Below are 25,503 nucleotides of genomic sequence, written 5' to 3'. Positions count from 1 at the left end.
CTTGCGCAAGGGTGGGGGTGGTCGCTATACTGCCGCGCTTTCCCCGAATCTTTTGGTGAGTGCCATGAAGGCCGGCATCCATCCCGACTATCGCGACGTCATCTTCCAGGACGTCACCACCGATTTTCAGTTCCTGACCCGCTCGACCCTTGGCAGCAAGGAGACGATCAAGTGGGAAGACGGTAACGAGTACCCGCTGATCAAGGTCGATATCAGCTCGGCTTCGCATCCGTTCTACACGGGCAAGCACAAGATCGTCGACACCAGCGGTCGCGTCGACAAGTTCCGCAAGCGCTACGGCGCGCAGAAGTAATCCGCGGTCCGCGCCTTCAAGCGCGACCCACGGGACTTCGCCCGACGACTCGCCGGCCTCGCGGTTGCCCGCGGCGTCCCGGATCGCGATGAAATACCCGACGGCTGCCGAAAGGCGGCCGTCGGCCTTTTCGCGTTTGCGCGCAGGCACCGTGCCGACGGTTCAGTCGGTCGGTTCACAGGGGCGGGCGCCTCAGAGACGCCGATCACGCCGCGCCGGGCGCTCACATCGACTCACGGGTACGAGCGCGCACCCGCGCCGGCCCGATCCGGGACACTGCGCGCCCGACGGCCCGCCAGATCCGGGGACGCACCGCCGTCACTCGTTTCCCACTCCTGCCTTCTCTCACTCCTCGCCTTACGGCATGTGGCCGCTTCCTGCGCCCATTCCCGCGCAAGCCGCCAGACGGCCCGCCGGAACGGCGCGTGCCGTCCCTGCCACCAAAGTCCGGGGGTCAGGGGCCTCGGACGTTGTGCGATAATTCACGGATCGCGGCGTCGATCTGCGCCGTGACCCCCGTCCCCGCTTCGTGCCGCGCCTCCCGGCGGCATGCAGACTTGAGGAGTGTTTCGTGTCCGATTCCAAGAAGTCCGGCTTCGATCAGGTCTCCCTGACCGCCGGCGACAAGACCGTGACCCTGCCGGTCCACCATCCCGTCCTCGGCCAGCCGTGCATCGACATCGGCAAGCTGCCCAAGGAAACCGGCGCCTTCACCTACGACAACGGCTTCACGGCGACCGCCAGCTGCAAGTCGGCCGTGACCTACATCGACGGCGACGCCGGCGTGCTGCTGTACCGCGGCTACCCGATCGAACAGCTGGCCGAGAAGTCGAGCTTCCTCGAAGTCGCGTACCTGCTGATGAACGGCGAACTGCCGGGCAAGGGGGAGTTCGACGCGTTCGAGCACGAGGTCACGCATCACACGATGATGCACGAGGCCTTCCGCACGTTCCTCTACGGCTTCCGCCACGACGCGCATCCGATGGCGATGCTGGTCGGCATGCTCGGCTCGATGGCGAGCTTCTACCACAACGATCTCGACCTGGAAGATCCGGAACAGCGCCGCCTGGCCGCGATCCGCCTGATTGCCAAGGTGCCGACGATCGCCGCCGCCTGCCATCGTTATTCGATCGGCTGGCCGATGCGCTATCCGAAGAACAACCTCGAATACACCACGCGCTTCCTGCACATGATGAAGGAAGTGCCGAGCGAGCCGCTCGAGCTCAACCCGGTCGCCGCCAAGGCGCTGGACCTGCTCTTCATCCTGCACGCCGACCACGAGCAGAACGCATCGACCTCGACCGTGCGCCTGGTCGGTTCCACCGGCGCCAACCCGTACGCGTGCGTCGCCGCCGGCGTCGCCGCGCTGTGGGGACCGGCGCATGGCGGTGCGAACGAAGCCGTGCTGAAGATGCTGGAAGAGATCGGCCGCCCGGAGAACGTCGGTTCCGCCGTCGCCAAGGCGAAGGACAAGGAATCGGGTTTCCGCCTGATGGGCTTCGGCCACCGCGTCTACAAGAACTTCGACCCGCGCGCGAAGATCATCCGCGAGATGACCCACAAGGTGCTCGGCGAGCTCGGCATCAACGATCCGCTGCTCGAAGTGGCCATGAAGCTGGAAGAGGCCGCGCTGAAGGACGAGTACTTCGTGCAGCGCAAGCTCTACCCGAACGTCGACTTCTACTCCGGCATCATCTACAAGGCCCTCGGCATCCCGGTGGAAATGTTCACCGTGATGTTCGCCATCGCGCGTACCGCCGGCTGGGTCTCGCACTGGCTGGAGCAGCAGAACGATCCGGAAAACAAGATCGGCCGTCCGCGCCAGATCTACATCGGCTCGCCGCAGCGCGATTACACCGACCTGGCCAAGCGCTGAGTCCATCGCGCCGGTGGCTCGCGTCACTGCCGACCCTTCGAAGCCGCGGCCCCGCCGCGGCTTCGTCGTTTTCAAGTGGATCATCTACGCGCTGCTCGCCGGCGACGTCGTGCTGTATTCGCTGTATGGCCGACTCACCGAACTGATCGACACCGCCGCATGGCTGGTCCTGCTGATGCTGTTCGAGTGGGAAACCGGCGGCTGGCCGCTCCGCGCGCGCTGGATTCCGGTGCTGCACGGCGTGCGCTTGCTGGCGAGCATCGCGGTCGTCGTCGCGGTGATCGGCTACGCGCTGGAACGCGTGTGGCTGGACTTCTTCAACGAAACCACCTGGCTTGGCGTGATCGCGCTGCTCGAACTGGAAGTGCGCCTGCCGCCCGACGCGGTGCGCCTGCACCGGTTGCGGCGCATGCTCGCCGCCGTGCTGTACCTCGCGCTGGTGGGCTTCCTGCTGACCTGGGCGGCCATGGGATTCGGCGACGAGAACCCGCAGGCCGCGTGGCTCGACACCTGGGACGCGCTGCTGTGGCTGATCGCGTTCGTGGTGATCGAACTCAACGTCTTCGGCGTGCGCGACGCGGGCAGGACCGCACGTCGCGCCGCTCCGGCGCGATGACGCCTCAAGCACGCGCCGGATCGACGACCGGCACGCGATCGGACAAAGCGCTGAGCGCGATGCGGTGGACCATCTCGTCCACCGTCGTCGTGCACGGCGCGAGCACTTCGACGCGATAGCGATCGGCGGAACGCGAGAGGGCGGTATGCGTGACACAGTTCTGCGTCATCATGCCGGCAATGCGCAGGCGCTCGACGCCACGGCGCGCGAGCAGCGCCTCCAGGCCGGTGTCGCGGAAGGAATCGGCGTGATGCTTGACGATCACCGGCGCGTCGGGCGCCACCGCGAAGGCGCGCGGGTGGATCGCCACGCCGTCGGTATCCGGTTCGAAGAACGGCGCGCCCGGCGTGGCGATGTGCTGCACGTGGATCACCATCTCGCCCCGCGCGCGCGCGGCGGCGGTTTCGGCTTCGACGGCGGCGAGCGTCGCGTCCGCGTTCCACAGCGGATAGCGACCGCCGGGGAAATAGTCGTTCTGCAGGTCGATCAGGATCAGGGCGGTGCTCATGGCGCACTCCAGGGGGAAGTGGGTGCAGACTAGGCGGCGGGGCCGCGCGAGGCCATTGCGGATCGAAGGAATCGGGGCCCCCGCGCTTGCGGATTGAAAGAGCGAAGACAACATGGACAAGATCAACCACGAGATCCTCGCGCTGCTGTCGAACGACGCGCGCATGAGCTGGCAGGAACTGGGCCGCCGCGTGCACCTCACCGGGCAGGCGGTCGCCACGCGCGTGCAGCAACTCGTCGACGACGGCGTGATCCGGCGTTTCGGCATCGTGCGCGGCGATCTGCGTCGCCATTTCGTCACGGTGTTCCTCGACGGACCGAATTTCCAGGACGTCGAAACCTTCCTGCGCCAGCATCCGCACGTGGAGAGCGCCAGCAAGACCGCCGGCGAAGGGTGCTATCACGTGGTGCTGGCGTGCACGGACGATGCGGGCCTGGAAGCGTTCACCGAACAGCTGCAGCCGTACGGCCGCTATCGCGTCGCCAGCGAACTGCGGCGCGTGCGGGATGGCCTCTAGCGATCACTCGCCCGTGTAGCCCTGAATCTCTTCCTCGGCGAGCATCTGGCGAAGCTGCATCGCGCTCGCGCGCTTCATCGGCTTTTCGTCCAGGCTCGACAACGGTGCCTGGCGCAGGACGTCCAGCGGCAGCACGGTGAGATCGAACGCGAGGTCCTCGGCGGTGAACACCCACACCGGCACGTCGGCGGCGCGCTCGCGGTCCAGCCGCACGCGACGGCTGCGCGATTCGGCGGGAATGCCGTGCTGTTCGAGGAAACGCGGCGCCGCGTCGGGATCGTCGCTGAACAGGTGCAGCGTGACCGGGCTGCGCGTATCGGCGGTGCCGTCGAGCACCGGGCCGACCAGTCGCGGCTGGAACGCATGGAAGAACTCCATGGCGCGCAACGCCGCTTCACGCCGCTGGCGCAGCGCCGGCACGTTCTCGCGCTGGAACAGGCGCTGGTATTCGCGCAGCGCGTCCTCGATCTCGCGATTCCGCGGCAGCGAGGCATCGTCGAAGATGCCCAGCCTTTCCGCCGCCTTGAGCTTGGCCTGGTGGTAATCGCGAATACCGCCTTCGGCCATCAGCCGCGCGGCTTCGTGGGCGAGGCGATGCCGGCGTTCGCGGGTGCGCGTGAGCGCGTGCTGATGGGCGTGCTGTCGAGCGTGGGGCATGAGGACCTCCGCGGCTGGCACGACGACGGCGGAATTCGCCGCGGCCGGCAGCACCGGCAGAGGCGAAGCTAGCATGTTTCCTGGCGCACGCACGTTACCGTCCGTGGCGTGTCGGTTTCGTGGACGCCGCCGGCCCAGCATGAACGCCCGCCGTCCTGCATGAAAAGTCCTGCATGAAAAACGCCGGGACGTGCCCGGCGTTCTCATGCGGGTCGCCATGCGGCGATCAGAAGATGTCGAACGCTTCTTCCGCCGGCGCCGTTTCCTGCGGACCGAAGTCGACGTAGCTCTGCATGCGTTCGAGGTCTTCGGCCTTCACCCACTCGATGATGCCGCCTTCGCCGCCGGGGATCAGCGCGCCGTTGCCGCCCACCGAGACCTTCACCATGCCTTCCGGCGGCTCGTTCACCGCCAGCGGCTGGTCCTTCAGCGCCACGCGCATGTAGTCGATCCAGATCGGCAGCGCGGCCTTGCCGCCGTACTCGCGATAACCCAGCGACTTGTAGTTGTCGCGGCCGACCCAGACGGTGGTGACGTACGGGCCGCCGATGCCGGAGAACCATGCGTCGCGGTGATCGTTGGTCGAACCGGTCTTGCCGCCGACGTCGTCGCGCTCGAGCACCTTCGCCGGCGTGCCCGTACCGCGCTTGACCACGTCGCGCAGCATCGAAACGATCTGGTAGGCGATGCGGCCGTCGATCGCGCGCGGCGCCAGCACCATGTTGCTGGTGTCGATGGCCGGCTTCTTCGGCTCGTCCTTCGGCGCTTCCGGCGTCGCCGCCTGCGCGCCGGAGGTGGCCGGGCCGAGATTGAAGCCGTCGACGACGGTGGTGTTCTGCACCGCGCGGCCGACCGTGCCGGGCACGCCGCATTCGGGGCACGCGACCGCGGGCTTTTCCTTGAACACCACCGCGCCTTCGCGATCCTTCACTTCATCGATGAACCACGGCGTGATGCGGAAACCGCCGTTGGCGAACACCGCGAAGCCGCGCGCGACGGACAGCGGCGTGAGCGACGCGGTGCCCAGCGACATCGACAGGTTCGGCGGCAGTTCGGCTTCGTCGAAACCGAAGTGGCTGATGTACTTGCGCGCGTAGTCCACGCCGATCGCATCGAGCAGTCGCACCGAGACGAGGTTGCGCGACTGCACCATCGCTTCGCGCAGACGCATGGGGCCTGCGAAGTTGCCGGTGTCGTTCTGCGGACGCCAGATGTGGCCGCGGCGATCCTTGAACACCACCGGCGCGTCGAGCACCACGGACGCCGGATTGAAGCCGCGTTCGAACGAGGCCGCGTAGACGAACGGCTTGAAGCTCGAACCCGGCTGGCGGCGCGCCTGCGTGGCGCGGTTGAACTTCGCGCCGGCGAAGCTGTAGCCGCCGGACAGGGCGCGCAGCGCGCCGTTGGACGGCTCCAGCGACACCAGCGCGGCCTGCGCCTGCGGCACCTGGTCGAGGCGGTAGCGCGGCGGCGGCGGGACATCGCCCGGCTTCACCGGTGCGTTGGATTCGATACGGCTCACGCGGACCAGATCGCCGCGCTTGACCAGGCTCGCCGGCGCGCGTCCGCCCCAACCCTGGTCGTTGCCGAGTTCGACCTGGCTGCCGTCGGCGAGTACCAGTTGCACCTGGCTGCCACTGACGCGCGTGACGATCGCCGGCAGCAGCGCCGCCTGCGCCGCGACGTTGCGCAGGCGCGCGCGAACGGCGGTGGCATCTTCGTTCGGGGCGAGTTCGAAATGCTGCTCCACGCCATGCCAGCCGTGGCGACGGTCGTACACCGCCAGGCCGTCGCGCACCGCCTTGTCGGCCGCGGCCTGCAGCACCGGATCGATGGTGGTGGTGACGTGGTAGCCCTTGGTCAGCGCCTCGTTGCCGAAGCGCGCGACCATCTCCTGGCGCACCATCTCGGCCACGTACGGCGCGTACACCTCGACCGGGCGCTCGTGCGGTGTGGCGTGCATCGGCACGGCCTTGGCCTGGTCGGCCTCGGCTTGGCTGATGAACTTCAGCTCGGCCATGCGATCGAGGATGTAGTCGCGGCGCACCTTCGCGCGCTCGGGATTGCTCAGCGGATTGCCGCTGGACGGGAACTTCGGAATGCCGGCCAGCGAGGCCATTTCATCGAGCGCGAGCTCGTTGAGCTTCTTGCCGTAGTAGAACTCCGCCGCCGCCGCGACGCCGTAGGCGCGGTTGCCGAAGAAGCTCTTGTTCAAGTACAGCTCGAAGATCTCGTCCTTGCTCAGCTCGCGCTCCATGCGCATCGCCGTGGCCATCTCGGCGAGCTTGCGCGTGTAGCTGTATTCGTTGCTGAGGAAGAACTGGCGTGCGACCTGCTGGGTGATGGTCGAGCCGCCCGGCACGCGCTTCGCATCGGTGGTGGCGATGAGCCACACCGCGCGCGCGACGCCCTTGAAGTCGACGCCGTGGTGCTTGTAGAAGCGCGCGTCCTCGATGGCGAGGAACGCCTGCTTCTGCCGCTCCGGCACGTCCTGGATCGACACCGGGTAGCGGCGCGTCTCGCCGAACAGCGCCATCAGGCGGCCGTCCTTGGCGTAGACGTACATCGGCTCCTGCATCTCCACCGCGCGCAGGGTTTCCACGTCGGGCAGCTTGGGAGCCACCAGGTAGTACAAAGTGCCCAGGGCGATGGCGCCGAGAAGGGCCAGGCCGGCCAGCGCGAACAGCGCCCAGCGCAGCAGGCGGCGAAGACGGGGCATCAAGCAGATTCCGATTGCGGGTGTAGTGGGCGTGGAGTATAGAGGAGCGGGGAAGGGGGTTTTTTAAGCGCAGGACACCGGCGGAACGCGCAGCCGGCAAGGCGGCGCGGGCGTGGCGACCCGGGGGTGGGTCGGCCGGCCGGAAGGGCGCCGCGACAGGTTGGAAAGTGACGCAGTAAGGCAATTCGGAAGGAAACGGTTGCCAGCCTGTGCAAACTTGGTTATTTAAAGCGGGGTCACACAAGGCGCACGTAAGCGCCTGTGACAAGGGGAAAATATCGTGGGGATCGTCACAAAAAGCCAGCCGGCGCTCGTCGGCGTGGATATCAGTTCGACTGCCGTAAAGCTGTTGCAGCTCTCCCGGGCCGGCAACCGCTACCGCGTCGAGCATTACGCGGTCGAGCCGCTGCCGCCCAACGCCGTGGTCGAGAAGAGCATCGTCGAGGTCGAGGCCGTCGGCGAGGCGATCCGTCGCGCGGTCGCGCGTTCGGGCACGCGCGCCAAGCACGCCGCCGCTGCGGTGGCCGGATCGTCGGTCATCACCAAGGTCATCCCGATGCCGGGCGACCTGGACGAGGACGAGCTGGAATCGCAGGTCGAACTGGAGGCGGTGAACTACGTCCCGTACCCCATCGAGGAAGTCAACCACGATTTCGAAGTGCTGGGCCCGATGCCCGGCAGCCCGGACATGCTGCAGGTGCTGCTCGCCGCGTCGCGTTCGGAGAACGTCGAAGTGCGCGCGTCGGCGCTGGAGATCGGCGGCCTCACCCCGAAGGTGATGGACGTCGAGGCCTTCGCGCTCGAGAACGCCTTCGCGCTGGTCGCCGACCAGCTCGGCGGTCCGCGCGATGGCCTGATCGCGCTGGTCGATTCGGGCGCGACGATGACCACGCTCAACGTGCTGCGTAACGGCCGCAGCCTGTACGCGCGCGAGCAGGTCTTCGGCGGCAAGCAGCTCACCGACGAGGTCATGCGCCGCTACGGCCTGAGCTACGAGGAAGCCGGGCTGGCCAAGCGCCAGGGTGGCCTGCCGGAGAGCTACGAAGCCGAAGTGCTCGAACCCTTCAAGGAGGCGATGGTCCAGCAGATCAGCCGCCTGCTGCAGTTCTTCTACGCCGGTAGCGAGTTCAACCGTGTCGACCAGATCGTGCTGGCCGGCGGTTGCGCCTCCATCGCCGGCATCGCCGAGATGGTCGAGGAGCAGCTCGGCGTTCCCACCACCATCGCCAACCCGCTGGCGCACATGACGCTCGGCCCGCGCGTGCAGGCGCATGCGCTGGCGCAGGACGCCCCGGCCCTGATGATCGCCTGCGGCCTCGCCCTGAGGAGCTTCGACTGATGGCACGCATCAACCTCCTCCCGTGGCGCGAAGAGCGCCGCAAGCAGCGGCAGAAGGAAACCGGGCTGATGCTCGGTGCGGCGGCGATCGGCGCGTTGCTGCTGTCGTTCGTCATCGTCAGCTACTACAACGGCCAGATCGACGGCCAGAACGAGCGCAACACGTTCGTGCAGGGTCAGATCGACGAGGTCAAGAAGAAGAACGAGGAAATCAAGGTCCTCGAAGAGAAAAAGGCCAAGTTGCTCGCGCGCAAGGAAGTGATCGAGAAGCTGCAGGCCAACCGCTCGCAGATGGTGCACCTGTTTGATTCGCTGGTGCGCACGATCCCCGACGGCGCGGTGTTGACCTCGATCAAGCAGGACAGCGAGACGCTCACGCTGGAAGGTCGCGCGCAGTCCAACGCGCGCGTCAGTACCTACATGCGCAACCTCGAGGGTTCGGGCTGGATGACCAATCCGGACCTGTCGATCATCGAGGCCAAGGGTAGCGACAAGGGCCTGCCGTACGTGTTCAAGCTGCAGGTCAAGCTCGCCAACCCGAACGCGCCGAAGGATGAGGACGGCGACGGCGTACCGGACGCACCGGCCGCGCAGATCGCCCAGTCGGGCGATGCCGGCGCCACGGCCGGCGCCGCTCCGGCCAGCGGCGCCCCGGCCGCGCCTGCCGCGACGCCGGCCGATGCCGCGGCGCAGCCGGCCTCCGCGCCCGCTGCTCCGACCGCAACACCCGCCACTGCGCCCTCGGCGCCGAATGCCACGCCGGCCCAGGGAGCGGCGTCATGAGCAAGAAGAAACCCATCAAGCTCAACGAACTGGACTTCAACAACATCGGCGGCTGGCCGCAGCAGGCCAAGATCGGCCTGTGCGGCGTGATCGTCGTGGTGATCGTCGGCCTGGCCTGGTACCTGTTCGTCAGCGACCAGCGCAGCGAACTGGAAAACCTGGAAAGCAAGGAAGTCGCGCTTCGCACCGAGTTCGAAGCCGAGCAGGGCAAGGCCGCCAACCTCGAGCCGCTCAAGCAGCAGCTCGCGCAGATGGAGCAGCAGCTGCAGCAGATGCTGCGCCAGCTGCCCAGCAAGACCGAGATGCCTGACCTGATCGTCGACATCTCGCAGACCGCGCTGGCCACCGGCATCACCAACGAGTTGTTCCAGCCCGGCCCCGAGGAACCCAAGGAGTTCTACGCCGAGAAGCCGATCGCGCTGCGCATGGTGGGCAGCTACCACCAGTTCGGCGGGTTCGTCAGCGGCGTCGCCTCGCTCCCGCGCGTGGTGATCATGACCATGCACGACATCTCGCTGAAGCCGCGCGGCAAGGAAGGCGGCGTGATCACGCCCAACAGCCCGCTCGAACTCGCCGGCACGGTGAAGACGTACCGTTACCTGGACGAACAGGAAGTCCAGGAGCAGGAAGCCGCCGCGCAGTCGACCGCCGGCAAGAAGGAGGGCACCTGAGATGCGCGCATTGTTGAACCGTGACGGCGCCGCACCGCTGCGTGTCCTGGCGGCGATCGCGCTGGCGCTCGGTCTGGCCGCGTGCTCGCGCGGCGTCACCAGCACGCCAGGCGACGCTCCGAACCTGGAGAAGTGGATCGCGGAAGTGAAGGCGCGTCCGGCACCGCCGCTGGATCCGCTGCCGGTGATGCAGCAGTTCGAGACGTTCGAATACAACGCCTATGCGCTGCGCGATCCGTTCAGCACCGCCTTTACCGACGAAGACGGCGGCAACGGTCCGCGTCCGGACGCCGGACGCCGCAAGCAGACGCTGGAACAGTTCCCGCTGGACAGCCTCGACATGGTCGGCACGCTCGGCAAGGGGAGCAGCGTGGTCGCGCTGGTGATGGCGCCCGACAAGGTGACCTATCGCGTGACGCCGGGGAACTACATGGGGCAAAGCGACGGTCGCGTGACCGGCGTGTTCGAGGACCGCATCGAGCTGGTGGAACTGGTGCCGGATGGCGCGGGTGGATGGTTGGAGCGTCCGGCCACGGTCGCGCTTGAAGATCAATGATTCTTGGGGGAATGCACGATGACCGTTTCTAAACCGGCCCGATTTGAACCGGGTAGCTCCAGCGCGCGCGCTGAGCGTCGCCCCCTGCTGCGCAGCGGGTCCATCGGCCTGCTGATCGGCGCGATCGCCGCCGTCAGCGCCGTCCACGCCGCTTCGCCCGCGCCGACCGCCGGCACGGTCGTCGCGCCGCCGGCCAGCTTGGATCCGTCCAAGCAGCTGCCGGGCACCGTCGAGGTGTCCAACATCGACTTCAAGCGCGGCAGCGACGGCGCCGGCCGCCTGGTCGTGAAGTTCAGCGGCGATGGCGCCGCGCCGGACCTGCGCAACCAGGGCCAGAGCGTGATGGTGAACGTGGGCAACGCCACGCTGCCCGACTCGCTGCGCAAGTCGCTCAACGTCGTCGACTTCGCCACGCCGGTGCAGCGCATCGACGCGCGCGCCAGCGGCGCGGGCACGCAGCTCGTGCTCGACATGAGCGGCAACTTCGAATCGATGGCCTACCAGACCGGTCGCGAGTACATCGTCGAGATCGTGCCCCGCACCGGCTCCGCCAAGGGCCGCGCCGTCGGCCAGACCACCACCGGCAAGGCCGCGACCGGCGCTTCGCGCGGTTACAGCGGCCGTCCGGTGACGTTCAACTTCCAGGACGTGCCGGTGCGCACCGTCCTGCAGCTGATCGCCGAGGAGTCCGGCCTCAACGTGGTGGCCGCGGACACCGTGACCGGCAACGTCACCCTGCGCCTGACCAACGTGCCGTGGGATCAGGCGCTGGACATCGTGTTGCAGGCCAAGGGCCTGGACAAGCGCCGCAGCGGCAACGTCGTGTGGGTCGCCCCGCAGGCCGAGATCGCCAAGTACGAGCAAGACAAGGAAGACGCGCGCATCGCGCTCGACAATCGCGTCGACCTGCAGACCGAGTACGTGCAGATCAACTACCACAACGCCCAGCAGATCTTCAAGGCGCTGACCGAGGCCAAGGGCATCGGCGGCAGTGGCGGTGGTGGCGGTGGTGGTCAGGGCGGCAACACCGACAGCGGCTTCCTCTCGCCGCGTGGCCGCCTGGTCGCCGATGAGCGCACCAACACGCTGATGATCAGCGACATCCCGAAGAAGATCGCGGAGATGAAGCAGCTCATCCACGTGATCGACCGTCCGGTGGACCAGGTGCTGATCGAAGGTCGCGTGGTCATCGCGCAGGACACCTTCGCCCGCGAACTCGGCGCGCGCTTCGGCATCGCCGGTACGAAGGACGGCAAGTACTTCTTCAACGACACCATCGAGAACAACGACGCCACGCGCGGTTCGCTGGCCGAAGCGGGCCAGTCGGGCGACCTGCCGACGCTGTTCAAGGGCCCCATGAGCAATCTCGGTGTCGTGAACCCCGCCGGTTCGGTGGCGCTGCAGATCCTCAACGCCGGCTACGCGCTGGACATCGAGTTGTCGGCAATGCAGGAAGAGGGCCGTGGCGAGGTGATCTCCAACCCGCGCATCGTCACCAGCAACCAGCGCGAAGCCGTGATTCGTCAGGGCCAGGAAGTGGGTTACGTGACGATCTCCCCGCAGAGCGGCACGAACACCATTCCGATTCCGAACGTGCAGTTCAAGGATGTGCTGCTGGAGCTGAAGGTCACGCCGACCATCACGCATGATGGCCGCGTCTTCCTCAACATGAACGTGAAGAAGGACGAGGTCGAAGGTTTCGTCGATACCTCCATCGGCCAGGTGCCGACCATCGCCAAGCGCGAGGTCAACACCGCCGTGCTGGTCGAGGATGGCCAGACCGTGGTCGTGGGCGGTGTGTACGAGTTCCGCGATCGCAGCGACATCTCGAAGGTGCCCTTCCTCGGCGACATTCCTTTCCTGGGCAACCTGTTCAAGAAGAAGGGTCGCAGCAAGGACAAGGCGGAGTTGCTGATCATGATCACCCCGAAGGTGATGAAGGTCGAACAGCGGGGGTGAGCGGCCGCGCGGCCGCTAAAGCCCGGCCAGGATGGCCGGGCAGGGCGATCCAACGCCCATAAGGCATCGCCATGGACGGCGACCTCATCGCTACAGAATCCGGTGATGCGCGGCACTGCCACGTGGCCTGCCGAACGCCCGGTCGGTTGGCCGGGCCATCCAACGCGCATAAGGCATTGCCGTGGATGGCGACCCCATCGCTACAGAATCCGGTGATGCGCGGCCCTGCCGTGTGGCCTGCCGAACGCCCGGTCAGTTGGCCGGGCGATCCGAAGCCATCAAGGCATCGAGTGGATGGCGACCGCATCACCATGGATGGCGACCTCAGCGCTGCGGAACGGGGCATGCGCGGTACTGCCGCATGGGCCTGCCGAACGCACGGCGGCCCCCGGCAAGACGATGGCAAGGGGAAGCGCACAGCGCCACATCCCGAGGCCGTGGGGGCGAACCCAGCGTCCGCCACGCCGCCCCAAACCTCCCGCACCGACGGCCGCACGAATCGCGCCGCCTCCGCAGTTACACCCAGGGGCTCCCAGCGGAGCCTTTCGCATTTCATTGCTGAATGAATGACACAGCACGTGAACTGCCACGTCCGTCTTCGGTCAAACTGGCCCGGATTCCCCAACGAGACCGCCATGGACCGCCGCAGCGATGATCTTCCCCGCCTGTACGACGCCTTCCGCGCCCTGCGGGAGGCCTTATCGGCGCAGATCGTCGGCCAGGCGGCGCTGATCGACCGCCTGTTGATCGTCCTGCTGGCCGATGGCCACCTGCTCGTCGAAGGCGCCCCGGGCCTGGCGAAGACCTCGGCGATCCGCGCGCTCGCCGCGCGCCTGGAAGCCGAGTTCGCCCGCGTGCAGTTCACGCCCGACCTGCTGCCGGCGGACCTCACCGGCACCGAGGTCTGGCGCCCGCAGGAGGGCCGCTTCGAATTCCAGGCCGGCCCGATCTTCCATCCGATCCTGCTCGCCGACGAGATCAACCGCGCCCCGGCCAAGGTCCAGTCCGCCTTGCTGGAGGCGATGGGCGAGCGCCAGGTCACCGTTGGGCGCGCGACCTACGCGCTGCCGCAGCTGTTCCTGGTGATGGCCACGCAGAATCCGATCGAGCAGGAAGGCACGTTCCCGCTGCCCGAGGCGCAGCTCGACCGCTTCCTGATGTACGTCCGCATCGGCTACCCGCAGGCGGCGGCGGAAGCCGAGATCCTCCGCCTCGCCCGCGATCGCGCGCGCCAGACCACGCAGCACGTCGCGACCGCCATCGAGCGCATGTCGCTGGACGACGTCTTCGCCGCGCGCAATGCCGTGCTGGACCTGCATCTGGCGCCGGCGGTCGAACGCTACCTGATCGAACTCGTGCTCGCCTCGCGCGATGCCGCGCGCTACGACGCGACGCTCGCCCGCCGCATCGCCTGGGGCGCGAGCCCGCGCGGTTCGATCGCGCTGGAGCGCTGCGCACGCGCGCATGCCTGGCTGGCGGGCCGCGATTTCGTCACGCCCGACGACGTGCGCGCGGTCGCGCCGGACGTGCTGCGCCATCGCATCCTGCCCAGTTACGAAGCCACAGCCGAAGGCTGGGACGGCGAGCGCCTCGTCGCCGAACTGCTGCAGCGCGTGCCGTTGCCGTGACGTTCGCTTTCGAGACGGATCGAGCCTCGTGAACATGCGTCTCGCGACACGGAACCGGCTCGTGAAGCCTTGCGCCTGATCCGTTTCCATCCGTCCGATCCGCGTTCAACCGCTCCCCAATCGAACCGTGCAGAAAACCCCGCCATCCCATGATGAAGCCACCGGCAACGGCGTCACGCCGACGCTGCCGGAACTCGTCGCGTTGCGTCAGGCGGTCGCGGGAAGACGGCCCGCGCAGCGCGGCCGCTTCGGCGTGAGCGGACATGCGCTGTCGCCCTTGCGCGGGCGCGGCATGGAGTACGCCGAATCGCGCGAATACGTCGCCGGCGACGACGCGCGCCACATCGACTGGCGCCTCACCGCGCGAACCGGCCGCGCGCACACCAAGCTGTTCCAGGCCGAGCGCGAACGCCTGAGCCTGATCGTCGCCGACACGTCGCCGTCGCTGTATTTCGGCACGCGCGTGCGCTTCAAGTCGGTGCAGGCCGCACGTGCCGGCGCGGTGGCCGCTTGGGCCGCGGTACGCGACGGCGACCGCATCGCCGCCCTGCGCGGGAGCTTGCGCGAAGCGCCGATCGCGCCCGCTGCCGGTCCACGCGGTGCGCTGCGGGTGCTCGATGCGCTCACGCGGTGGTACGCGCGTGCGCCGGACGACGACGCCGGCCTCGGCGTCGCGCTCGACCACGCGCAGCGCCTGCTGCGTCCCGGTTCGCGGCTGGTCGTGCTCGCCGATCCGGAAAGCGTCGCCGCGCTGCCCGCGCAACGCTGGCCCGCGCTGACCCACCATCACGAAGTCATCGTGTTGCTGCTGACCGATCCGCTGGAAGTCGCACCGCCGAAGGCGTCGCTGCCGTTCGTGAGCGCCGATGGCGAGCCGCGCGCCACGCACCGCATCGACGTCGATCTCTCCGTCGCAGCGCAACGACAGGCCTGGCGCGCCGAGTTTGGGCGCCCGCTCGAAGCCGCGCTCGCGCAACTGCCCGCGCGCGGCGTGCGCGTGCAGGCGCTCTCCACGCAGGCGGATAGCGCATCGTGGCTGCCGCTGCTCGGCCGCAACCGGCCGCTGGTGGCGTGATGGGCGCGCCCGCTTCGCTCGTGCTGCGCGACATCCATGCCACGCCCGCGCCGTCGTGGTGGCCACCGGCGCCGGGATGGTGGATCGTCGCCGGCATCGTCGTCGCGGCGTTCGCGCTGCTTGCAGGGTGGCGACTTCGCGCACGCCGGCGTCGCGACGCCATCGCCGCGTTGTTCGATCGCGAAGTCGATGCCGCACCGAACCCGCCGCAGCAGATCGCAGCGATGTCCGAACTCCTGCGCCGCGCCGCACGACGGCACGACGCACGCGCCGATACGCTGCACGGCGAGGACTGGCTGCGTCATCTCGACGCCGCCGCGACGAACGCGAAACGCAAGGCGCCCGTGCGGACCGATTTCTCCGAAGGTCCGGGGCGGCTGCTGCTCGACGGCGGTTTCCGGCGTGACGTGGATGCCGGCGAAGTCGCTGCATTGCGCGCGCTGGCGCGCCAACGCTTCCTGCAATGGATGGGCGCCGCCGGATGATGGACGCCCTGCTCGCACCATTGGCCGTCCTGCACGACAGCTTCGCGTGGCCGTGGATGCTGCTCGCGCTGCCGCTGCCGTGGTTCGCGCGCTGGGTGCTGCCGCCGGCGCGGCATGCGTCGTCCGCGGCGTTGCGCGCGCCGTTCGGCGAACGCCTCGATCGCGTCGCGCACGCCGGCGGTCGCACCGCGTTCGGCGCGCGCACGGGCTGGCTCGTGTGGCTGGCGTGGATCGCGCTGTGCGTCGCGGCGGCACGGCCGCAGCAGCTTGGCGATGCCGTGCAGCCGCCGCAGGTCGGCCGCGACCTGATGCTCGCGCTCGACCTCTCCGGCAGCATGCGCGAGCCGGACATGGAACTCGGTGGCAGCACGGTGGATCGTCTCACCGCGGCCAAGGCCGTGCTTGCCGACTTCCTCGATCGCCGCCGCGGCGATCGCGTGGGCCTCATCGTCTTCGGCCGCCGTGCGTATGCGCTCACGCCGCTGACGCTCGACCTGACTTCCGTGCGCCAGCAGCTGGACGACAGCGTGATCGGCCTGGCCGGTCAGGAGACCGCCATCGGCGACACCATCGCGCTCGCGGTCAAGCGCCTGCGCGGTCAACCGGCGGAGCAGCGCGTGCTGGTGCTGCTCACCGACGGCGTGAACACCGCCGGCCTGCTCGAACCGAAGAAGGCCGCCGAGATCGCCCAGGCCGAAGGCGTGCGCATCCACACCATCGCGTTCGGCGGCGAAGGCACGATGTCGCTGTTCGGACTGCCCGTGCCGATGCCCGGCGGTGGCGACGAGATCGACGAATCCACGCTGCGCGACATCGCGCGCAGCACGGGCGGACGCTTCTTCCGCGCGCGCGACACCGGACAGCTGGCAGGCATCTATGCCGAGATCGATCGCCTCGAACCGGTCGAGCGTCCTGGCCAAGCGGTGCGCCCGCGCATCGAACGGTATCCGTGGCCGCTCGGCGTGGCGTTCGCGTGCGCGCTGCTGGCCTTCGCGTGGCCGCGACGGAGGGCGGCATGAATCCCTTCGCCGATCTGTCGCTCGCCGCGCTGCACCTGCTGCGTCCGCAGTGGCTGTGGGCGCTGCTCGCACTGCCGCTGCTGCTGGGGCTGTGGCGCGTGCGGCGACGCCGCACCAGCGTCTGGCGCGAGAACGTCGATGCACATCTGCTACCGCACCTGCTGGTCGAACGCGGTGGCGCGCGCGTGCGCTGGGGCGCGTGGGTCGCCGGTCTCGCGTACGTGCTCGCGGTGCTCGCGCTTGCCGGTCCGAGCTGGCGGCAGAGTCCGCAGCCGCTGTGGCAGAGCCGCACGCCGCTGGTGGTCGCGGTGGATCTGTCCGGCGCGGCGCTCGCGGCCGATCTTCCGCCTTCGCGCCTCGCGCAGGCGCGCGCGAAACTCTCCACGCTGCTGCGCGAACGCCAGGGCGGGCAGGTCGCGCTGGTCGCCTTCGCCGACGATGCGTTCACCGTCGCGCCGCTCACCGAGGACGCCGCGAACGTCGCTCTGTTCCTGGATGCGCTGTCGCCCGACGTGATGCCGGTCGACGGCCAGCGCGCCGATCGCGCGATCGAATGGTCCGCGCAGCTGCTCAGGCAATCCGGTTTCGATCGCGGACGCATCCTGGTGATGACCGACCACGCAGGCGAGGGCGCCACTGATGCGGCTTCGCGCGCGGTGCAGCAGGGCTATCGCGTGGACGTGCTCGGCGTGGGCGGCGAGAACGCAGTGCCGTACCGGCGCAGCGACGGCGCGTTCGCCAACGCGCGGCTCGACGAAGGCTCGCTGCGCGGCCTCGCATCCGCCGGCAACGGCCGCTATGCGCGCATCGCCAGCGACGACGGCGACCTGCGCGCGCTGGGCGTGCTCGATCCCAACGACGCCGGCGACGCCACGCGCGTGGACGGCAAGCGCGGCAGCGCGTGGCAGGACGAGGGCTACTGGCTGCTGCCGCCGCTGATGCTCCTGGCACTGTTCGCGTTCCGGCGGCGTGCGGCGCTGGCGGTGGTCGCGCTGTGCGTGCTGTGGACGCCGGTGAAGGCCGCCGACCTGTGGCGCCGCGCCGACCAGGTCGAACACGCGCGCATCGAACAAGGCAACGACGCGTATCGTCGTGGCGATTTCGACGCCGCCGCGCAGGCCTACCAGTCCGGCGACAGCGCCGACGCGCACTACAACCGCGGCAACGCGCTGGCGAAGGCGGGGCAGTATCCGCAGGCGATCGCCGCCTACGACGAAGCGCTCAAGCGCCAGCCGGGCATGGCGGACGCGATCGCCAACAAGCGCGCCGTGCAGGCCGCGATGCAGCGCAAGCCGCCGCCGCAGGGCGGAGGTTCGGGCGGGCAGTCGAAGGATCCGCAGCAGCAGAAGCCCGACCAGAAGCCGCAATCCGGCCAGGGCCAGCAGGGTTCGCAATCGCAGCAGCCACAACCGCAGGATTCGCAGCCGCAGGGTGCGAAGCAGGACCCGCAGCCGCAGTCGCGCTCGAAACTGGAAGCCGGCGATTCGCAGCAGCAGCGCGAGGCCGACGCCGCACTGCGCGAACGCATGCAGCGCGCCCTGGAGCAGCAGGGGCAGGGCAAGCCGCAGGAACAGGCGCAGCGGCGCGGCGAAACCCCGCAGCAACGCGAGCAACGCCTGGCCAACGAAGCCTGGCTGCGCCGCGTGCCGGACGATCCGGGCGGCCTGCTGCGCGAGAAATTCCGCATCGAGCACGAACGCCGCCGCTCCGGAGGCGAGGTCAACGAATGAACGTCGCGAGCTTCCCTCCGTCACGGCCCATGGCGTCGCGCCTGTTCGCCCGCGCGTCGCTGCTGTTGCTGCTCGTGCTGGCGAGCCTTCCCGCTGCCGCGCAGGTGCGCGCGTGGCTGGATCGCGACCGCATCGCGATGGGCGAGACGGTGACGCTCAACATCGAAAGCACCGCGGCCACGACCTCGACCGAGCCCGATTACGCGCCGCTGCTCACCGATTTCTTCGTCAGCGGCCGCACCAGCCGGCGCGAGTTCGTGATGAGCGGCGGACGCAGCACGATCCGCACGCTCTACGCGATCGCGCTGCGCCCGAAGCGCGACGGCGTGATCACGGTGCCGGCGCTACGCGTCGGCAGCCTGCAGACGCAGCCGATCCCGCTGACCGTCGCGCCATCCGCCGCGCCGCCGCCGACGCGCACGGAGGACGTCTTCATCGAAAGCGAGGCGGACGATCCCGATCCGTACGTGCAGCAGTCGGTGGGCTGGGTGGTGCGGCTGTATTCGGCCACGCCGCTGATCTCCGGGCAGCTCGACCAGGAAGCGCCGGAAGGCGCGTCGCTGCAGCGCGTCGGCGACGATGCGCAATACCAGCGCGACATCGGCGGCCGTCGTTACCACGTGGTCGAACGCCGCTTCCTGCTGGTGCCCGAGCGCAGCGGCGTGCTGACGGTGCCGCCGGCGCGTTTCGAAGGTCGCGGTGCGGGCGGCTTCTTCGACGATCTGCTCGGCGGGCGCGGCGGTGCGCTGCAAGCGCAGGGTGCGCCGCGCAAGCTCGACGTCCAGCCGGCACCCGCGAACGCGCCGCAGCCGTGGCTGCCGTTGCAGAACCTGACGCTGCGCTACCAGTCCACGCCGCAGGAACTGCGCGTGGGCAGCGCCGCGACGGTGACCGTCGAAGCCGTCGCCGACGGCGCCACCGCCGCGCAGATGCCCGAACTGCAACTGCCGCCGATCGACGGCGTGCAGGTGTTCGCCGAACCGGTGCAGGCCGACGAGCGCTTCGTCGATGGTCGCCCGCGGGTGAAGCTCACGCGGCGCTTCTCGCTGGTGCCGGCCCGCGAGGGAGGCGCGCAGCTGGCCGGCCTGCAACTGCGCTGGTGGGACGTGCGCGACGGCGTGGCGCAGACCTCCAGCCTGCCGCCGCTGTCGTGGACCGTGCTGCCCGGCACGACAACGGGCGCGAGCCCCGCGCCCGCGACGCCTTCGACGTCGGTGCCGGGCGATGTGGCCGCGACCGGGCCCGGTGAGCGCGACGCGCGCTTCGCCGACCTCGGCGGCGCGAACAAGGCCTGGGTGCTCGCGGCGCTGCTGTTCGCGGCGCTGTGGTTGTTCACGCTGGTGTGGGGCCTGCATCGCGGCGATGCCGCCAAGATCGCGACAAAATCCCAGGGCGACGCACCATCGACACCGCCGTCAGGCCATGTGGACCTGAAGCGGCTGATCGACCGCGGCGATCTCGGCGACGTCGCCGACGCGCTGTGCGCGCTCGCGCACCCGCCGGCACGCGACCTGGACGAGGTCCGCGCGCGCCTGGACGACGCCGACCAGCGCGACGCCGTCGACGAACTCCAGCGCGCACGCTGGGGCGGTGGCAGCGCCATCACCGCGCGTGAGCGCCTGCGCCGGGCGTTCGCGAAGGGGCCGTCGTGGCGTTCCATACCCGCGCGAACGGTTTCGCCGTTGCCGCCGTTGTATCCGTAGGACGCGGCCCGGAGCCGTGGTTCGACGACAGGGGAGGGCCCGCGCGGTGCGGGCCCGGATCCCGGCCTTCGCCGGGATGACGGGGCAGAGGGGCCGTCATCCGCTTTCCCGAATCCCCGCCTCTGCTACTCTCGCCGGCTGATTTTGCCCGGAGAGAGCCCCGCATGAGCCACGCAAGCCTGCCCGACGCCACGATGCCGGCGAAGGGAATGCCCCTCCACATCAAGGTGATGCTGGGCTTCGTCGCGGGTGCGGTGCTGGGCCTGATCGCGCACTTCATCGCACCGGGCTCCCCGTTCGTGCTCGGTGCGGTGGGCTATGTCGCGCAGCCGATCGGACAGCTGTTCCTCGCGCTGCTCTTCATGCTGGTGCTGCCGCTGATGTTTTCTGCGCTGGTGCTGGGCGTGGCCGAACTGGGCGACGTCGCGAGCCTCGGCCGCCTCGGCTGGCGCACGCTGATCTACACCGCCGTGGTCACGCTGATCGCCGTCGCCATCGGCCTGATGATGGTGAACCTGATCGGCCCCGGCCACGGGCTCGATCGAGGCATGCTCGACCAGGCCATGGCGCAGGGCGCGCAGAAGGCGGGCGAGATCGCCGCCACCGGCCAGCAGCTGGACTTCATGAAGATGCTGCTGGGCATCGTGCCGAAGAACGTGCTCGCCGCCGCGGTCGACGACAAGCAGAAGCTGGGCGTGATGTTCTTCGCGCTGATGCTCGGCATCGGCCTGGTGATGGCGCCGAGCCCGCACACGCAGGCGTTCAAGAACGCGGTGCAGGGCCTGTTCGAGATCTGCATGCGCCTGATCGGCATGATCATCAAGCTCGCGCCGTACGCGGTGGCGTGCCTGATGTTCGCGCTGTGCGCGCAGTTCGGCTGGGAACTGCTGCTGGTGCTGGGCAAGTTCGCGCTGACGGTGGTGCTGGCGATCGGCGTGCACATGTTCATCGTGCTGCCGCTGTGGGTGAAGTTCGCCGGCGGCATGAGTCCGCGCGCGTTCTTCCGCGGCAGCCAGGAAGCGCTGCTGACCGCGTTCGCCACCGCCTCGTCGACCGGCACGCTGCCGGTGACGCTGCGCGTGGCCGAGCAGAACCTGAAGCTGCCGCGCAAGGTCGCGCGCTTCGTGCTGACCGTGGGCGCGTCGGCGAACCATCACGGCACCGCGCTGTTCGAAGGCATCACCGTGCTGTTCCTCGCGCAGGCGTTCGGCGTCGAACTGACGCTGATGCACCAGGTGATGGTGCTGGGCCTGTGCCTGCTCGGCGGCATCGGCACCGCAGGCGTCCCGGCCGGTTCGTTGCCGGTGATCGCCATGATCTGCGCCGTGCTCGGCATCCCGGCCGAAGGCGTCGGCATCATTCTCGGCGTCGACCGCTTCCTCGACATGTGCCGCACCTCGCTCAATGTCACTGGTGACCTCGCTACCGCCGTCGTCGTCGCGAACCGCAGCGGCGACGTGGCCGAGGGCGAGGTCGTGCTGCCGGCCGGCATCGCATCCGAAGCGGCGCCCGAAGCCGCGGGCTGACGCGCATAGCGCCGCCGGCACAATCCGGCGGCGCCGCACGCGTGCGTGCGAAATGCGCGCGCAAGGCGTGCGGAATGTGTCCCGGTGCGCGAAGTGGCGGATGAAGACGCCCTCCACGCGCGTTTCTGCATCATCCTGAACTCCCGCCGCTGCGTGGAGTTCCGGGATGACGCCCGAACGCGGACACGAAACTGACAAACCGGGCGCCGGCAAATCCGGAATGCCGCTGCACTGGAAGATGGCGATCGGCTTCGCCGCCGGCCTGGTGCTGGGCCTCATCGTGCATTCCACCGTCGGCGCGAACGCCGACTGGGTCCAGTGGATCACCAGCAACGTCACGCAGCCCGCCGGCACGCTGTTCCTGCGGCTGATCTTCATGCTCGTCATCCCGCTGCTGTTCTCGGCGCTGGTGATGGGCGTGGCCGAAATGGGCGACGTGCGATCGCTCGGCCGCATCGGCTGGCGCACGCTGGCGTACACGATCCTGGTGTCCGGCATCGCGGTGATCCTCGGCCTGGTGCTGGTGAACTGGCTGCAGCCGGGCGCGGGCATCGATCCGGCGCGCGCGCAGCAGCTGCTCACCGAAGGTTCCGAGCGCGCGAGCGCCATCGTCGGTAGCGCCAGCGGCCAGCCCAGGGGCCTGGACATGCTGGTGTCCATCGTCCCCGACAACGTGGTGAAGGCCGCGGCCGAGAACACCATCCTCGCGGTGATGTTCTTCGCGCTGATGCTCGGCATCGGCCTGGTGCTCACGCGGACGAAGGCGACCGAAGTCCTGCAGCGCGGTATCGAAGGCCTGTTCGAAGTGTCGATGACGCTGATCGGCCTGGTGATCCGGCTGGCGCCGTACGCGGTGTTCTGCTTCATGTTCAACCTGGCCGCGCTGTTCGGCTGGGAACTGTTGCGCAGTCTCGGCGCGTACGTGGGCGTCGTGGTGCTGGCGCTCGCGCTGCATCAGTTCGTGGTGTATTCGCTGGTGCTGAAGTTCGCCGCAGGCTACCCGCCCGCGCGCTTCTTCAAGGGCGTGCAGGAAGCGATGGTGATGGCGTTCTCCACCGCCTCGTCGAACGCGACGCTGCCCACGTCCCTGCGCGTGGCCGACGAGAAGCTCGGCCTGCCCAGCCGCGTGTCGCGCTTCGTGCTGACCGTCGGCGCCACCGCGAACCAGAACGGCACGGCATTGTTCGAGGGCGTGACGGTGCTGTTCCTCGCGCAGTTCTTCGGCGTGGAACTCACGCTGGCGCAGCAGTTCACGGTGATGTTCGTGTGCATCCTCGGCGGCATCGGCACGGCGGGCGTGCCGGCGGGCTCGTTGCCGGTGGTGGCGCTGATCTGCGGCATGGTCGGCGTGCCGCCGGAGGGCATCGGCCTGATCCTCGGCGTCGACCGCTTCCTCGACATGTGCCGCACGACGCTCAACGTCACCGGCGACCTCATGCTGGCCACCGTGGTGTCGAAGGGCGAGCCGGACGGGCCGGGCCCAACGTCCTGAGGCTCCCTCTCCTGCCTGCAGGGGCGAGGAGCGACGCTAGCGCGCCACTGGCGCGCGTCGTGACGAACGCCATCAGGCCATCCCTATGGCCGCGGGGTTGGGCAGGGGAAGCCGGTGCGGTAGCGCTGGAAGCACCCCTCTCCCGCAGGGAGAAGGGCTTGAACGCGGGGCGACATCCCCGCCTCAGGGTGTGACAATGGGCGTCCGCCGGCCGGGCAGCGTGCCCGGAGCCCCGCGCGGCCTCCTCCCGCAGCCGAAGACCGCCCGACGCCATGACGACGCCCAGCCGCCGCGACCTCGCCAACGCCATCCGATTCCTCGCCATCGACGCGGTGCAGGCCGCCAACTCCGGCCACCCGGGCATGCCGATGGGCATGGCGGACATCGCCGAGGTGCTCTGGAACGATTACCTGCGCCACAATCCGGCCAATCCGGACTGGTTCAACCGCGACCACTTCGTGCTCTCCAACGGCCACGGTTCGATGCTGCAGTACGCGCTGCTGCACCTGTCGGGCTACGACCTGCCGATCGAGGAAATCAGGAACTTCCGCCAGCTGCATTCGAAGACCCCGGGCCACCCGGAAAACTTCATGACGCCCGGTATCGAGACGACCACCGGTCCGCTCGGCCAAGGCTTCGCCAACTCGGTCGGCATGGCGCTGGCCGAGAAGCTGCTCTCGCAGCGCTTCAACAAGCCGGACTTCTCCGTCGTCGACAGCCGGACCTGGGTGTTCATGGGCGACGGCTGTCTGATGGAAGGCATCTCGCACGAAGCGGCCTCGCTCGCCGGCACCTGGGGTCTGCACAAGCTGGTCGCCTTCTGGGACGACAACAAGATTTCCATCGACGGCAACACCGACGGCTGGTTCACCGACGATACGCCGAAGCGTTTCGAAGCCTACGGCTGGAACGTGATCCGCGGCGTCGACGGGCACGACGCGGAGAAGATCAAGGCCGCCATCGAGCAGGCGCTGAAGTCCACCGACAAGCCGACGCTGATCTGCTGCCGCACCACCATTGGCTTTGGTTCGCCGAACAAGGCGGGCAAGGAGTCCTCGCACGGCGCCGCGCTGGGCAAGGACGAAGTGGCCGCCACGCGCGCGGCACTCAACTGGAACCATGGCGAATTCGAGATCCCGCAGGACATCTACGACGGTTGGCGCAAGCGCGACCACGCCGCGGAAGAAAAGGCCTGGAACAGGCTGTTCGACGAGTACGCGAAGCAGTTCCCGGAACTGGCGGCCGAACTGACGCGTCGTTCGCGCGGCCAGCTGCCGGACGGCTTCATCGAAGCGGCCGATGCGTACATCGCCAAGCTGCAGGCCGACGGCCTGACCATCGCCTCGCGCAAGGCGTCGCAGATGGCGATTGAAACCTTCGCGCCGCTGCTGCCGGAACTGATCGGCGGCTCGGCCGATCTCGCGCACTCCAACCTGACCCTGTGGAAGGGCAGCAAGTCGGTCGCCACCGACGATCCGAACGCGAACTACGTCTATTACGGCGTGCGCGAGTTCGGCATGACCGCGATCAGCAACGGCCTGGGCCTGCACGAGTGCTTCATCCCGTACGACGCGACCTTCCTGGTGTTCAGCGATTACGCGCGCAACGCCGTGCGCATGAGCGCGCTGATGGGCGCGCACGCGATCCACGTCTACACGCACGATTCCATCGGCCTGGGCGAGGACGGCCCGACGCACCAGCCGATCGAACACATGGCGTCGCTGCGCTACATCCCGCACAACGACGTGTGGCGTCCGTGCGACGCGGTGGAATCGGCGGCGTGCTGGAAGGCGGCGATCCTGCGTTCGGACGGCCCGAGCTGCCTGATCTTCTCGCGCCAGAACCTCGCCCATCAGCAGCGCACCGCGCAGCAGGTCGCCGACATCGAGCGCGGCGGTTACGTGCTGAAGGATTCGGTCGGTGCGCCGGAGCTGATCCTGATCGCGACGGGTTCGGAAGTCGGCCTGGCGATGGACGCGGCCAAGCAGCTGGGCGACAAGGTGCGCGTGGTGTCGATGCCGTCGACGACGGTGTTCGACCGCCAGGACCCGGCGTACCGCGAATCGGTCCTGCCGAAGGCCTGCCGCAAGCGCGTGGCGATCGAAGCGGGCGTGACCGATTTCTGGCGCAAGTACGTGGGCCTGGACGGCGCGGTGATCGGCATCGACGAGTTCGGCGCCTCGGCCCCGGCGGAGCAGCTGTTCCCGTACTTCGGCTTCACGGTGGAGAAGGTGGTCGAGGCGGCGCGTTCGCTTTGATTCGTGATTCGTGATTCGTGATTCGTGATTCGTGATTCGTGATTCGTGATTCGTGATTCGTGATTCGTGATTCG

General features: G+C 68.6%; 21 protein-coding genes. 18 read left to right on the top strand and 3 right to left on the bottom strand.

Annotation, left to right across the window (positions count from 1 at the left end; all coding sequences use genetic code 11):
* Positions 1 to 64: 64 nt before the first annotated feature.
* From I4U41_RS13865 to I4U41_RS13855, 3 genes are all read left to right on the top strand, one after another.
* Positions 65 to 313 (top strand): type B 50S ribosomal protein L31, encoded by a 249-nt coding sequence (locus tag I4U41_RS13865; protein ID WP_206861799.1) that lies wholly within the window; start codon positions 65 to 67, stop codon positions 311 to 313.
* Between the two features lie 571 nt (positions 314 to 884).
* On the top strand, positions 885 to 2,189 hold the full coding sequence (locus I4U41_RS13860; protein ID WP_206861768.1) for a citrate synthase: 1,305 nt from the start codon (positions 885 to 887) through the stop codon (positions 2,187 to 2,189).
* A gap of 13 nt (positions 2,190 to 2,202) precedes the next feature.
* Positions 2,203 to 2,805, top strand: a complete 603-nt coding sequence (locus tag I4U41_RS13855; protein ID WP_206861767.1) for a hypothetical protein — start codon at positions 2,203 to 2,205, stop codon at positions 2,803 to 2,805.
* A gap of 4 nt (positions 2,806 to 2,809) precedes the next feature.
* On the opposite strand, the gene I4U41_RS13850 is transcribed toward I4U41_RS13855, so the two are convergent.
* A complete protein-coding gene (locus I4U41_RS13850; protein ID WP_206861766.1) occupies positions 2,810 to 3,313 on the bottom strand; it encodes an isochorismatase family protein in 504 nt (167 codons plus the stop codon).
* A gap of 112 nt (positions 3,314 to 3,425) precedes the next feature.
* On the opposite strand from I4U41_RS13850, the gene I4U41_RS13845 reads away from it, so the two are divergent.
* Positions 3,426 to 3,830 (top strand): Lrp/AsnC family transcriptional regulator, encoded by a 405-nt coding sequence (locus I4U41_RS13845; protein WP_206861765.1) that lies wholly within the window; start codon positions 3,426 to 3,428, stop codon positions 3,828 to 3,830.
* 3 nt (positions 3,831 to 3,833) lie between these two features.
* On the opposite strand, the gene I4U41_RS13840 is transcribed toward I4U41_RS13845, so the two are convergent.
* Together I4U41_RS13840 and I4U41_RS13835 are read right to left on the bottom strand one after the other, a co-directional pair.
* The gene (locus I4U41_RS13840; RefSeq protein WP_206861764.1) at positions 3,834 to 4,487 is read right to left on the bottom strand and encodes a hypothetical protein; all 654 of its coding nucleotides are present in this window, start codon (positions 4,485 to 4,487) and stop codon (positions 3,834 to 3,836) included.
* Between the two features lie 226 nt (positions 4,488 to 4,713).
* A complete protein-coding gene (locus I4U41_RS13835) occupies positions 4,714 to 7,206 on the bottom strand; it encodes a penicillin-binding protein 1A (protein ID WP_206861763.1) in 2,493 nt (830 codons plus the stop codon).
* 280 nt (positions 7,207 to 7,486) lie between these two features.
* Between I4U41_RS13835 and I4U41_RS13830 the strand changes: the two genes are divergently transcribed.
* The 14 genes from I4U41_RS13830 to tkt all read left to right on the top strand — a co-directional run bounded on the left by I4U41_RS13830 (position 7,487) and on the right by tkt (position 25,429).
* Positions 7,487 to 8,545 (top strand): type IV pilus assembly protein PilM, encoded by a 1,059-nt coding sequence (locus tag I4U41_RS13830; protein ID WP_206861762.1) that lies wholly within the window; start codon positions 7,487 to 7,489, stop codon positions 8,543 to 8,545.
* On the top strand, positions 8,545 to 9,327 hold the full coding sequence (locus tag I4U41_RS13825; protein ID WP_206861761.1) for a PilN domain-containing protein: 783 nt from the start codon (positions 8,545 to 8,547) through the stop codon (positions 9,325 to 9,327). Before I4U41_RS13830 ends, I4U41_RS13825 begins: the two co-directional genes overlap by 1 nt.
* Positions 9,324 to 9,998: a type IV pilus inner membrane component PilO gene (locus I4U41_RS13820; RefSeq protein WP_206861760.1), complete on the top strand. Its 675-nt coding sequence runs from the start codon at positions 9,324 to 9,326 to the stop codon at positions 9,996 to 9,998. Before I4U41_RS13825 ends, I4U41_RS13820 begins: the two co-directional genes overlap by 4 nt.
* 1 nt (position 9,999) lies before the next feature.
* Positions 10,000 to 10,554, top strand: coding sequence for a pilus assembly protein PilP (locus I4U41_RS13815; RefSeq protein ID WP_206861759.1), 555 nt, complete (start codon positions 10,000 to 10,002; stop codon positions 10,552 to 10,554).
* An 18-nt stretch (positions 10,555 to 10,572) separates the two neighbouring features.
* Positions 10,573 to 12,513, top strand: a complete 1,941-nt coding sequence (locus I4U41_RS13810; protein WP_206861758.1) for a type IV pilus secretin PilQ — start codon at positions 10,573 to 10,575, stop codon at positions 12,511 to 12,513.
* Positions 12,514 to 13,148: 635 nt separating this feature from the next.
* On the top strand, positions 13,149 to 14,141 hold the full coding sequence (locus tag I4U41_RS13805; protein WP_206861757.1) for an AAA family ATPase: 993 nt from the start codon (positions 13,149 to 13,151) through the stop codon (positions 14,139 to 14,141).
* 127 nt (positions 14,142 to 14,268) lie between these two features.
* Positions 14,269 to 15,216: a DUF58 domain-containing protein gene (locus I4U41_RS13800; RefSeq protein ID WP_206861756.1), complete on the top strand. Its 948-nt coding sequence runs from the start codon at positions 14,269 to 14,271 to the stop codon at positions 15,214 to 15,216.
* Positions 15,216 to 15,701, top strand: a complete 486-nt coding sequence (locus tag I4U41_RS13795) for a DUF4381 family protein (RefSeq protein ID WP_206861755.1) — start codon at positions 15,216 to 15,218, stop codon at positions 15,699 to 15,701. The genes I4U41_RS13800 and I4U41_RS13795 overlap by 1 nt, the downstream gene beginning before the upstream one ends.
* Positions 15,698 to 16,720 (top strand): vWA domain-containing protein, encoded by a 1,023-nt coding sequence (locus tag I4U41_RS13790; protein ID WP_206861754.1) that lies wholly within the window; start codon positions 15,698 to 15,700, stop codon positions 16,718 to 16,720. Before I4U41_RS13795 ends, I4U41_RS13790 begins: the two co-directional genes overlap by 4 nt.
* Complete coding sequence (locus I4U41_RS13785; protein ID WP_206861753.1) at positions 16,717 to 18,450, top strand: VWA domain-containing protein; 1,734 nt, start codon at positions 16,717 to 16,719, stop codon at positions 18,448 to 18,450. The genes I4U41_RS13790 and I4U41_RS13785 overlap by 4 nt, the downstream gene beginning before the upstream one ends.
* 29 nt (positions 18,451 to 18,479) lie before the next feature.
* On the top strand, positions 18,480 to 20,153 hold the full coding sequence (locus I4U41_RS13780) for a BatD family protein (protein ID WP_206861752.1): 1,674 nt from the start codon (positions 18,480 to 18,482) through the stop codon (positions 20,151 to 20,153).
* 164 nt (positions 20,154 to 20,317) lie between these two features.
* On the top strand, positions 20,318 to 21,679 hold the full coding sequence (locus I4U41_RS13775; RefSeq protein WP_242525254.1) for a dicarboxylate/amino acid:cation symporter: 1,362 nt from the start codon (positions 20,318 to 20,320) through the stop codon (positions 21,677 to 21,679).
* A 220-nt stretch (positions 21,680 to 21,899) separates the two neighbouring features.
* The gene (locus I4U41_RS13770; RefSeq protein WP_206861751.1) at positions 21,900 to 23,171 is read left to right on the top strand and encodes a dicarboxylate/amino acid:cation symporter; all 1,272 of its coding nucleotides are present in this window, start codon (positions 21,900 to 21,902) and stop codon (positions 23,169 to 23,171) included.
* Positions 23,172 to 23,443: 272 nt separating this feature from the next.
* The gene (gene tkt, locus I4U41_RS13765) at positions 23,444 to 25,429 is read left to right on the top strand and encodes a transketolase (RefSeq protein WP_206861750.1); all 1,986 of its coding nucleotides are present in this window, start codon (positions 23,444 to 23,446) and stop codon (positions 25,427 to 25,429) included.
* Positions 25,430 to 25,503: the final 74 nt, after the last annotated feature.

It is taken from the genome of Lysobacter changpingensis, assembly GCF_017308985.1.
GTDB classification, from domain to species: Bacteria; Pseudomonadota; Gammaproteobacteria; order Xanthomonadales; family Xanthomonadaceae; genus Lysobacter_J; species Lysobacter_J changpingensis.
The sequence above is the reverse complement of the archived record's forward strand: the minus strand, read 5'-3'. Positions and strand labels throughout refer to the sequence as shown.